At 73.4% G+C, this 10,196-nt stretch carries 10 protein-coding genes; 5 read left to right on the top strand and 5 right to left on the bottom strand.

Annotation, left to right across the window (positions count from 1 at the left end):
• Positions 1-603, bottom strand: a 603-nt coding sequence (locus VGE38_RS06050) for a nitronate monooxygenase (protein ID WP_331141637.1), incomplete at its 3' end; no start/stop codon positions are given.
• A gap of 56 nt (positions 604-659) precedes the next feature.
• On the opposite strand from VGE38_RS06050, the gene VGE38_RS06045 reads away from it, so the two are divergent.
• Positions 660-1,670, top strand: coding sequence for an aldo/keto reductase (locus VGE38_RS06045; protein ID WP_331141636.1), 1,011 nt, complete (start codon positions 660-662; stop codon positions 1,668-1,670).
• Positions 1,671-1,683: 13 nt separating this feature from the next.
• On the opposite strand, the gene glgA is transcribed toward VGE38_RS06045, so the two are convergent.
• Complete coding sequence (gene glgA, locus VGE38_RS06040; protein WP_331141635.1) at positions 1,684-2,904, bottom strand: glycogen synthase; 1,221 nt, start codon at positions 2,902-2,904, stop codon at positions 1,684-1,686.
• Between the two features lie 78 nt (positions 2,905-2,982).
• Between glgA and glgC the strand changes: the two genes are divergently transcribed.
• On the top strand, positions 2,983-4,227 hold the full coding sequence (gene glgC / locus VGE38_RS06035) for a glucose-1-phosphate adenylyltransferase (protein WP_331141634.1): 1,245 nt from the start codon (positions 2,983-2,985) through the stop codon (positions 4,225-4,227).
• 77 nt (positions 4,228-4,304) lie between these two features.
• On the opposite strand, the gene VGE38_RS06030 is transcribed toward glgC, so the two are convergent.
• Together VGE38_RS06030 and VGE38_RS06025 are read right to left on the bottom strand one after the other, a co-directional pair.
• Positions 4,305-4,883 carry a mismatch-specific DNA-glycosylase gene (locus tag VGE38_RS06030; protein WP_331141633.1) on the bottom strand — a complete coding sequence of 193 codons (579 nt, stop codon included), beginning with the start codon at positions 4,881-4,883 and terminating at the stop codon, positions 4,305-4,307.
• Positions 4,884-4,912: 29 nt separating this feature from the next.
• Entirely contained in the window at positions 4,913-5,275 is a 363-nt protein-coding gene (locus VGE38_RS06025; RefSeq protein ID WP_331141632.1) for a matrixin family metalloprotease, read from the bottom strand.
• On the opposite strand from VGE38_RS06025, the gene VGE38_RS06020 reads away from it, so the two are divergent.
• Positions 5,253-6,437 (top strand): site-specific DNA-methyltransferase, encoded by a 1,185-nt coding sequence (locus VGE38_RS06020; RefSeq protein ID WP_331141631.1) that lies wholly within the window; start codon positions 5,253-5,255, stop codon positions 6,435-6,437. The genes VGE38_RS06025 and VGE38_RS06020 overlap by 23 nt on opposite strands.
• A 71-nt stretch (positions 6,438-6,508) precedes the next feature.
• Entirely contained in the window at positions 6,509-7,597 is a 1,089-nt protein-coding gene (locus tag VGE38_RS06015) for an FUSC family protein (RefSeq protein ID WP_331141630.1), read from the top strand.
• A gap of 29 nt (positions 7,598-7,626) precedes the next feature.
• On the opposite strand, the gene VGE38_RS06010 is transcribed toward VGE38_RS06015, so the two are convergent.
• On the bottom strand, positions 7,627-8,763 hold the full coding sequence (locus tag VGE38_RS06010) for a glutamate--cysteine ligase (protein WP_331141629.1): 1,137 nt from the start codon (positions 8,761-8,763) through the stop codon (positions 7,627-7,629).
• Between the two features lie 86 nt (positions 8,764-8,849).
• On the opposite strand from VGE38_RS06010, the gene VGE38_RS06005 reads away from it, so the two are divergent.
• Positions 8,850-10,193, top strand: a complete 1,344-nt coding sequence (locus tag VGE38_RS06005) for a threonine/serine exporter family protein (protein ID WP_331141638.1) — start codon at positions 8,850-8,852, stop codon at positions 10,191-10,193.
• Positions 10,194-10,196 lie beyond the last annotated feature (3 nt).

Here is a 10,196-nt window from a genome sequence, read left to right as displayed (position 1 = left end):
GACGACGTCGCGCACCAGCAGCGGCAGCGGCTCGCCGCCGGCTGGCCGCCGCGGGTCGAACGTGCCGCGGTGCCCGCCCGCGGCCGAGGCCTGCACGACCAGCCCGTCGACGCCGGTCGAGGCGGCCAGCCGGGCCTCGTCGACCGAGGTGACGGTGACCAGCAGCCGGGAGCCGGCCCGCCGCAGCCGCTCCGCCTGCTCCCCGTTGGGCACGCCGAAGGTGAAGCTCACCCACGGGACCGGGTCGGCGACCAGCAGGTCGAGCTTGGCCGCCCAGCCGTCGTCGTCGGTCCAGCGCGGCTCGGGGAGCTCGAAGCCGTACCGCTCGGCCTCCTCCTCGAGCATGGCGCGGTAGCCGAGCACCCCAGCCCGGTCGACCGGCGTCGGATCGGGCACGAACAGGTTGACCCCGAAGCCGTCGCCGCCGACCAGCTTGCGCGCGGCCGCCAGATCCTCGGCCAGCCGTTCGGCCGACAGGTAGCCGCCCGGCACGAACCCGAGCGAGCCCGTCTGGGCCGCGGCCGCCACCAGCTCCGGGGTCGTCGGCCCGCCGGCCATGGGGGCGGCGAGCACGGGCAGGTCGGCGAGTTCGAGACGGGCCACCCGTCCATCATGCCCCTGCGCGCGAACGCAACCAGACCGGCGGTTAGATGGACGCCATGGAGCAGCGCACCCTGATCCACCCCGACCGCGGGAACAACAGCCAGGCCAGCCAGGCAAGCATCGTCGGGCTCGGCACGTGGCAGCTCGGCGCGGACTGGGGCGAGGTCAGCGAGACCGACGCGCTGGCGGTACTGGAGGCCAGCGTCGAGGCGGGCGTCACCTTCTTCGACACCGCCGACGTGTACGGCGACGGCCGCAGCGAGCAGCTCATCGGCCGCTTCCTCAAGGACCATCCGGGCATCACTGTGGCGACCAAGATGGGCCGCCGCGTCGAGCAGACGCCGGAGAACTACACCCTCGACAACTTCCGCGCCTGGAACGACCGGTCCCCGCGCAACCTCGGCGTCGACACCCTCGACCTGGTGCAGCTGCACTGCCCGCCGAGCGCGACGATCGACGACGACCGCACCTACGACGCCCTCGACACGATGGTCGCCGAGGGCCGCGTCGCGGCGTACGGCGTCAGCGTCGAGACCGTCGCCCAGGCGCTGTCCGCGATCGCGCGACCCCACGTCGCGAGCGTGCAGATCATCCTCAACGCCTTCCGGCTCAAGCCGTTCGAGGAGGTCGTCCCGGCGGCGGCCGCGGCGGGGGTCGGCATCATCGCGCGGGTCCCGCTGGCCAGCGGCCTGCTGAGCGGGAAGTACGACCGCAGCACGCGCTTCGCCGAGAACGACCACCGCACCTACAACCGCCACGGCGAGGCGTTCGACGTGGGGGAGACCTTCTCGGGCGTCGACTACGAGACCGGACTGGCGGCGGCGGGCGAGTTCACCGACCTGGTGCGCGAGCTCGGGCCGGCGGGGGCGACGCCGGCGCAGGTGGCGATCGCCTGGCTGACCCAGCAGCCGGGGGTCACGACCGTCATCCCGGGGGCGCGCAACGTCGAGCAGGCCCGCGCCAACGCCGCCGCCGGCACCCTGCCGCCGCTCTCCGAGGAGCTGACCGCGGGCATCACCCGGATCTACGACACCCACCTGCGGGCCTCGATCCACCCCCGCTGGTGAGGCGCGCGGCTCCTCAGCCGCCCAGCGCGGAGCGGTAGACCTCGACGGTCCGCTCGGCGATCGCGCTCCAGCTGAAGGACTCGATCGCCCGTTGCCGACCGGCGCGGCCCATGGCCGCAGCCCGGTCCGCGTCCGTGACGACCTCGACCAGCGCGGCGGCGAAGTCGGCGACGTACTGCTCGGGGTCGAGCGGCGTCCCGGTGCCGTCGGTGGCCTGCTCGATCGGCACGAGCAGCCCGGTCTCGGCCGCACCGGAGCCCGGCGCGCGCACGACCTCGGGAATGCCGCCGGTCGCGGTGGCCACGACGGCGGTCTCGCACGCCATCGCCTCGAGGTTGACGATGCCGAGCGGCTCGTAGACCGACGGGCAGGCGAACACCGTGGCGTGGCTCAGCAGGGCGACCACCTCGGCACGCGGCAGCATCTGGGGGATCCAGACGACGCCGTCGCGGGTGTCCTGCAGGCCGCTCACCAGGCCCTCGACCTCGGCGGCGATCTCGGGCGTGTCCGGGGCGCCGGCGCACAGCACGATCTGCACCTCCGGCGGCAGCTCCGCGACCGCCCGCAGGAACAGCGGCAGGCCCTTCTGGCGCGTGATCCGGCCGACGAAGATCACCGACGGGCGATCCGGGTCGACGCCGAGCGCCCGCACCCTCGCCGGGTCCTCGACCGGGGACCACAGCTCGGTGTCGATGCCGTTGTGGACCACATGCACCCGCGCCGGGTCCACCGCCGGGTAGGCGCGCAGCACGTCCTCGCGCATCGCCGCGGACACCGCGATGACGGCGGCGGCGGCCTCGTACGCCGTCTGCTCGGCCCACCCGCTCAGGGCGTAGCCGCCGCCGAGCTGCTCGGCCTTCCACGGGCGCAGCGGCTCCAGCGAGTGGGCGGTGACGACGTGGGGGAGGCCGTGCAGCAGGCCGGCGAGATGGCCGGCCAGGTTGGCGTACCAGGTGTGGGAGTGCACCACGTCCGCCCCTCCGCAGGCGTCGGCGATCGCGAGGTCGACCCCGAAGGTGCGCAGGGCGGCGTTGGCGCCGCGCAACGGCTCCAGGTCGGCGTACGAGAACGTGCCGGCCTCGGCCCGCTCCGCCCCGAAGGCGCGTACGACGGCCTCGACCCGCTCCCCGCCGCCGGCTCGGCCGCGCAGCGCTCGCACCAGCTCGGCGACGTGCACGCCCGCGCCGCCGTAGATCTCCGGCGGGTACTCCTTGGTCAGGATGTCGACGCGCACGAGTGGCACGCTACCCGCGCTGGTGGAACTCGCGCTCCGCCCACGATTGGTGGCCGCGTCGCGGGCTACCGTCATGGCATGGCGCTGCCGCAACGCAAGAAGGTGTTGGCGATCGTGCTCGCCGGCGGGGAGGGCAAGCGGCTGATGCCCCTCACCGCGGACCGGGCCAAGCCCGCGGTGCCGTTCGCCGGGACGTACCGGCTCATCGACTTCGCGCTGTCCAACGTCGTCAACTCCGGCTGCCGGCAGGTGGTCGTGCTGACCCAGTACAAGTCGCACTCGCTGGACCGGCACATCAGCCAGACCTGGCGGATGTCGACGATGCTCGGCAACTACGTCGCCTCGGTGCCGGCGCAGCAGCGGGTGGGGAAGAACTGGTACCTCGGCAGCGCGGACGCGATCTACCAGTCGCTCAACCTGATCGGCGACGAGAAGCCGGACATCGTCATCGTCGTGGGCGCCGACCATGTCTACCGCATGGACTTCTCCCAGATGATCGACGAGCACTGCTCCTCGGGCGCGCCGTGCACCGTCGCCGCGATCCGGCAGCCGATCGAGCTGGCCGACCAGTTCGGTGTCATCGACGTCGACCCCGACGACCCGCGCCAGATCCGTGAGTTCGTCGAGAAGCCCAGTGAAGCCGGCCCGTACGCCCTTCCCGACAGCCCCGGCGAGGTGCTCGCCTCGATGGGCAACTACGTCTTCGACGCCGACGCGCTGGTCGAGGCCGTCACGCGCGACGCCGCCGAGATCGGGTCCAAGCACGACATGGGCGGCGACATCGTCCCGGCCTTCGTCCGTCGCAACCAGGCAGCCGTCTACGACTACAAGGACAACGCCGTCCCCGGCTCCACCGCCCGCGACCGTGGCTACTGGCGCGACGTCGGGACGCTGCGCTCCTACTACGACGCCCACATGGACGTCGTCTCGCCGCTGCCGTACTTCAACCTCTACAACTACGACTGGCCGATCTACACCTCCCACGGCCCGCAGCCGCCCGCCAAGGTGGTCCGCGGCGGCGTCCCGGCCACCGTCGACGAGGCGGTGCTCTCACCCGGGGTCGTGGTCACCGGCGGCTCCGTGGCGCACTCGGTGCTCTCACCCGGCGTCTTCGTCGACTCCGGGGCCGAGGTCACCGGCTCGGTGCTGATGAACGGCGTCCAGATCGGTGCCGGCGCGGTCGTCCGCAACGCGATCCTGGACAAGTTCGTCCTGATCCCGGCCGGCGCCCGGGTCGGCGTCGACCCGGAGGAGGACCTCGCCCACGGGTTCGTCGTGCAGGACGGGCTCACCGTCGCCGGCAAGGACCAGCCCTACGACTGAGCCGGCTGCTCCTCCGCGCACCTGACATCTCTCACGGCGACACGCCGGTGATGTGTTGAGAACGTCAGGTGCCCGCGTCAGATGACGCCGGCGGCGCGGGCCGGCTCGGCGTACGCCGCCGCGAGGCTCGCGACCGTCTCGTGGGCGTTGAGCCCGCTGGGGTTGGGGACGACCCAGACCTGCGCGTCGCCCCAGGCAGCGTGGTCGGCCGGCTGCCGGCCGGCGGTGGCCTTGGGCAGGCCGAAGGCGGCGCGGTACGCCGTGATGCCCGCGACCGCGACGACGGCCGGCCGCAGGGACCGCACCAGCGCCTGCAGGCGGCGGCCGCCCTCGACCAGCTCCGCCTTCGAGAGCTCGTCGGCGCGGGCGGTGGCGCGGTGCACCACGTTGGAGATGCCGATGCCGCGGGCGAGCAGGTGGGCCCGGTCCTCGTCGGTCATCCCGGCGGCCGGGTCGATGCGGCGCTCGACGATGCCGGCGGCGTGCAGCGCGGGGTAGAACCGGTTCACCGGGTGCGCGAAGTGCGTCTGGGTGGCCGCCGTCCACAGCCCCGGGTTGATCCCCACGAACAGCAGCCGGACTCCCGGAGCGACCAGGTCCGGCACCGTCGCGTCGCGGAACGACTCCAGCTCGGCACGGGTGAAGCGTCGGGTCACGCGCGCCACCCTAGGCGCACTGGTCGGCCTCAGCGGCACTCGGTCGCACCGAGCCTGGCCAGGCCCTCGAGGTCTCCCGGCCCGAAGTCGACCCGCCCGGTGTTCTCGTCGTGCATCAGCTCGCCAGGGTCGGGCACGTGGTCCAGTCCGAGGACGTGGCCGAGCTCGTGCATGACGACCGCCTGGGCGGCGGCGGGGTTCCCGGTCGCAGTCGGGCTGTTGAACCACCGAACTGCGCGTCGAGCCGGTCGAGCTCGCGCATCCGGCGCTCGAGGTCGCGGCGTACCCGACGCTGGCCCCTCCTCATGACTCTCATCCTCACCCGCACGTCGTCGGCTGCGCAGGCGTTCTCCGGCATAGCCTTGCGCCGTGGAGCCATGGAACACGTTCATCGAGGGGGACAACCTCGACGTGCTCCGGGCGCTCGAGGCGCACCAGGAGCGGTTCGACCTGGTCTACATCGACCCGCCGTACAACACCGGCAACGACTTCGCGTACGTCGACGACATCCGCGGCGCCGACGGCAGCCGGCGCGGCCGCCACGAGGCGTGGGTGGCGATGATGCGGCCCCGGCTGGAGGCCGCGCGGGCGGTGATGAGCGACCGTGCCGCCATCTACGTCTCCATCGACGACAACGAGGCCGCCCACCTGCGGCTGCTGCTCGACGAGGTGTTCGGTGAGGCGTCGTTCCTGGCGCAGGTGGTGGTCAACCTCAACCCGAAGGGCCGCCAGCTCGGTCCCGGGTTCGCGACGTCGCACGAGTACCTGATGGTCTACGCCCGCGACCCCCGTCGCTGCGCGCTGCAGGCCAGCATCCCCGACCTCGTCGACGAGCGGGACTTCCCGCTGACGCTGCCCGACGGCCGCCGCTACCGCCACCTGCCGCTGCGCAACACCAACAAGAAGTTCAACCCCGCCACCGCCCCCACGCTGCACTTCCCTGTCTGGGGCGACCCGGACAGCGGGAGGGTGGGGGCCGCGCCGTTCCCTGGTGCGGTGGAGGTCGCGCCGGTCTTCGGCGACGGTACGCCGGCCGTGTGGCGCTGGTCGCGACCGCTCATCGAGCAGCGGTCCGAGGACCTGGTGTGCCGCCTGGTCAAGGGCGTGCGCGGCGAGCGCGTGGACGTCTTCCAGCGCGACTGGCTCGACAGCGCCGGCGGTCAGGAGCGGCGCAAGAAGCTGCGCACCATCTGGCTGGCCGAGGAGGTCGGGTCGACCGACGTCGCCGTGGCCGAGCTGAAGGCGCTGGTGGGGCACGTCTTCGAGTCGCCGAAGCCGACCGGCCTGCTGCGCCGGATCCTCGCCACCATGCCGCCCGAGGCCCGGGTGCTCGACTTCTTCGCCGGCTCCGGCACCACCGGGCACGCGGTCGCCCTGGCCAACGTCGCCGACGGCGGCAGCCGCTCGTGCGTCTCGGTCAACTGCGCCGAACCGACCCGGCCCGGCTCCAACGCGGCGCTCGCCGGGCTGGCCACCGTCGCCGACATCACCCGGGCGCGGTTGCGCGCCGTCGCCGCCGAGGTCGGTGGCGGCCTCGACGAACGGGTGCTGTGACCGTGGGGTCTCGACACGCTCGGGGGACCGCTCGCTGGCGCTCGCTGCTCGACCAGCGGACGGAGCAGGCTATGTCGCGCGGCCGGCTCTCGGCGCGCGCCCGGTTCGCCCGCTGGCGCGCGAAGCGGTGGGCCATCGCGCAGTGCGCGGCGGCGGCCGGCGTGGCGTGGCTGATCTCCTCGGAGGTGCTCGGTCACGAGCTGCCCGTCTTCGCGGCCATCGCCGCCGTCGTGAGCCTCGGGACGTCGTACGGCCAGCGGCTGCGGCGGGTCACCGAGGTCACGATCGGCGTGGCGCTCGGCGTGCTCATCGGCGACCTGCTCGTCGCCGGCATCGGCCAGGGAGCCTGGCAGCTGGTCGTCATCGTCGGTCTCGCGATGACCGCGGCGACGCTGATCGACGGCAGCCAGCTCTTCGTCAACCAGGCCGCCGTCCAGTCCATCTTCGTCGCGGCCCTCGTGCCCACCACCGGTGCCGGGCTGACCCGCTGGACCGACGCCCTGGTCGGCGGCGCGGTCGCCCTGCTGGCGGCCACCGTCGTCCCCGCCGCGCCGCTGCGGCGCCCGCGCGAGCAGGCGGCCGTCGTGGTGCGCAAGATCTCCGGGCTGCTGAGGGCCGGCGGGGAGGTGATCCTCGAAGCGGACGCGGTGCACGGCATGGCGGTGCTGCGGGACGCGCGCTCGACCGACAGCCTGATCCGCGAGCTGCAGGCGGCCGCGGACGAGGGCATGGCCGTGGTCGCGTCCTCGCCGTTCCGGGTCAAGCACCGGCCGCACGTGCGGCACATGGCCGAGCTCGTCGACCCGCTGGACCGGGCGCTGCGCAGCACACGGGTGCTCATGCGGCAGATCGCCGTGGCGGCCTACCGCGGCCGTCCGGTGCCCGCGTCGTACGCCGCCTTGGCGTTCGAGCTGGCCCGCGCGACCGACCTGGTCGCCGCTGAGCTGGTGCGCAGCGCCGGCACCGACCAGCTCGCCGAGGCCGCCCGGCCCGCGCTGCTGGGCGTCGGCGCCGCCACCGCGACCGTCGAGCGCAGCGACGTCATCAACGCCGAGGTGATCCTGGCGCAGCTGCGCTCGGTCATCGTCGACCTGCTCGGCATCACCGGCATGGGCCAGTTCGAGGCCACCGACGCGTTGCCGCCGGTCGCCAGCTCCTGAGCCGGGTCCGTGCCGCCCCTGAGCCGGGCTCAGCCCCGCTCGAGGCTGTCGCGCATCTCGGTGACGACGCTGTCCACGACGGCGACCAGGTCACCGCCGGACTCCTCGGCCACCGCCCGCTGCCGCTCGTAGGACGCCCCGTGCACGGTGATGTCGTGCACCGAGGCGAGCTCGTCGGCGCAGCCGAGCCGCTCGGCGACCGGCTCGAGCCGGACCAGCAGGTCGGCGAGGTCGTCGGTCACCAGCCGCTCGTTGGAGGCGCCGTCGAGGATGACGATGGCCTCCAGGCCGTACCGCGCCGCGCGCCACTTGTTCTCCTGCACGTGCCACGGCGGAAGGATCGGCGGCTGCTCGCCCCGCGCGATCCGCTCGTCGAGGTCGACCACCAGGCAGTGCGCCAGCGCCGTCAGCGCGGCGAGCTCCTCGAAGGTCGAGACGCCGTCGCACACCCGGTTCTCGAGCGTGCCGATCTTCGGCGAGGGCCGCAGGTCCCACCGGATCTCGGAGAGCTCGTCGATGACGCCGGTGGTCAGCTGGTCGTGCGCGAACGCCTCGAACTGCTCCCAGGTCTCGAACTGGAACGGCAGCCCGGCCGTCGGCAGCTGCTGGAACATCAGCGCCCGGTTGGAGGCGTAGCCGGTGTCCACGCCCGCCCAGATCGGGCTGGAGGCCGACAGCGCCTGGAAGTGCGGGTAGTAGGTCAGGAGGCTCGACAGCACGGGCATCACGCGCGCCCGCTCCGGCAGGCCGACGTGCACGTGGACGCCCCAGATCAGCATCTGGCGACCCCACCACTGGGTGCGGTTGATCAGCTCCTCGTAGCGGTGCCCCGGCGAGAGCTGCTGGGCGGTCCAGGACGCGAACGGATGCGTCCCCCCGCCGTACAGGTCGACGCCGAGCTCGTCGCACGCGGGTACGACGGCCGCCAGGCTCTCGCGCAGGTCGGCCATCGCGTCCCCGACCGTGTCGCACACGCCGGTCACCAGCTCCACGGTGTTGCGCAGCAGCTCCTTGTGGAGCCGCCCCGGATCGCGCATCCGGGCCTTGGCCCGCGCGAACAGGTGCTCGGCGGTGTTCGACAGGTCGCGGGTGTGGCGGTCGACCAGTGCCAGCTCCCACTCCACGCCCAGCGTCGGTGCCGGCGAGCCGTGGAAGTCGATCCGCATGGACTCAGCCTTCCACGGATGTCCCAACCCCCGCGATGGCCCTGGCGTGGGACCGGCTGGCGAGTGCGATCGGCCGCACCGGCAACATGGGTCCGGTGGACGTGCGACAGGTGAACCTGACCATCGACCTCTGCCTGCGGGTGGGCGAGCTGCTGCTCGCCTCGGGGGCCGGGGCGGCGGACGTCACCGCGACCATGCAGCTGCTCGCCAAGCACCTCGGCCTACGTGGTGCGGAGACCGACGTGACCTTCATCAACGTCTCGATGCACTACCAAGCCGGTCCCGAGGAGCCGCACGTGATGGCGAACCGGCAGGTCAAGGCGCGGGTGATCGACTACGAGGACCTGACCCGGGTCGACCACCTGATCCGCGCGGTGCTGCGCGACGAGCTCGACCTCAAGGAGGCACGCAACGAGCTGGCCCGGATCGTGTCGACCGGTCACAGCCGGCCGCGCTGGGCGGTCACGGTCGGGATGGCCGTGATGGCGGCGGGCGTCACGGTGCAGCTCGGCGGCGACGCGCTGGTGGCGGCGCTCGCCTGCGTGGCGGCGGCCGTCATCGACCGGGTCCAGCTGGCGCTGACCCGGCGCCGCATCCCGGTCTTCTACCAGCAGGTCGTGGGCGCGGGGGTCGCCTCCACGCTGGCGGTCGTCGCGGCCGCCTCCCCGCTGCAGGTCGACGTCTCGACCGCGGTCACCGCGAACATCATCATGCTGCTCGCCGGCATCGGCTTCATGGGCGCGATCCAGGACGCGCTCACCGGCTTCTACATCACCGCGGGGGCGCGGATCACCGAGGCGCTGCTGTCGACCGGCGGCATCATCGCCGGGGTCAGCGGCGGCTTCGCCCTCGCCCAGCTGCTCGGGGTCCAGATCCCGCGGCTGGCGCCGGGCGCCACCAGCCTGCAGAGCGTGGGCCTGTCGCTCGCCGGCGCCGCCGTGGGCGCGGCGGCGTTCGCCTACGCCTCCTACGCCCCGCACCGCATCCTGCTGCCGATCGCGGTGATCGCCGGCGCGGCCATGGGGCTGGTGGCGCTGATCCCGGACGACGTCAGCCGGGCCTGGCAGGTCGCGGCGGCGGCGTTCTTCGTCGGCCTCGTCAGCTACTCGGTCTCCGGGCGGCTCCGCGTGCCGCCGCTCGTCACGGTCGTCTCGGCCGTCGTACCCCTGCTGCCGGGTCTCGCGATCTACCGCGGGCTGGCCCTGCTGGCCGAGGAGGGCGACAGCGCCTCCGCGGGTCTGCTGGCGCTGGTCAGCGCGGCCTCGGTCGCGGTGGCGCTCGCGTCGGGCGTGATCCTCGGCGAGTACGTCGCCCAGCCGCTGCGCCGTGAGGCCCGCCGGGTCGAGGCGCGGCTGGCCGGGCCGCGGCTGGTCGGCCCGGTGCGGCCGGTACGCCGTCGCCGTCGTCGCCGCGAGCGCGCGTCGGCGTGACCC

It is taken from the genome of Nocardioides sp., assembly GCF_036405735.1.
Classification (GTDB): Bacteria; Actinomycetota; Actinomycetes; order Propionibacteriales; family Nocardioidaceae; genus Nocardioides.
The sequence above is the reverse complement of the archived record's forward strand: the minus strand, read 5'-3'. Positions and strand labels throughout refer to the sequence as shown.

Excerpts from the sequence above, each read along its gene's own strand:
- VGE38_RS06045 (WP_331141636.1), top strand. The coding sequence starts at position 660 with ATGGAGCAGCGCACCCTGATCCACCCCGACCGCGGGAACAACAGCCAG.
- glgC (WP_331141634.1), top strand. The coding sequence starts at position 2,983 with ATGGCGCTGCCGCAACGCAAGAAGGTGTTGGCGATCGTGCTCGCCGGC.
- VGE38_RS06025 (WP_331141632.1), bottom strand. The coding sequence starts at position 5,275 with ATGAACGTGTTCCATGGCTCCACGGCGCAAGGCTATGCCGGAGAACGC.
- VGE38_RS06015 (WP_331141630.1), top strand. The coding sequence starts at position 6,509 with ATGTCGCGCGGCCGGCTCTCGGCGCGCGCCCGGTTCGCCCGCTGGCGC.
- VGE38_RS06010 (WP_331141629.1), bottom strand. The coding sequence starts at position 8,763 with ATGCGGATCGACTTCCACGGCTCGCCGGCACCGACGCTGGGCGTGGAG.
- VGE38_RS06005 (WP_331141638.1), top strand. The coding sequence starts at position 8,850 with ATGGGTCCGGTGGACGTGCGACAGGTGAACCTGACCATCGACCTCTGC.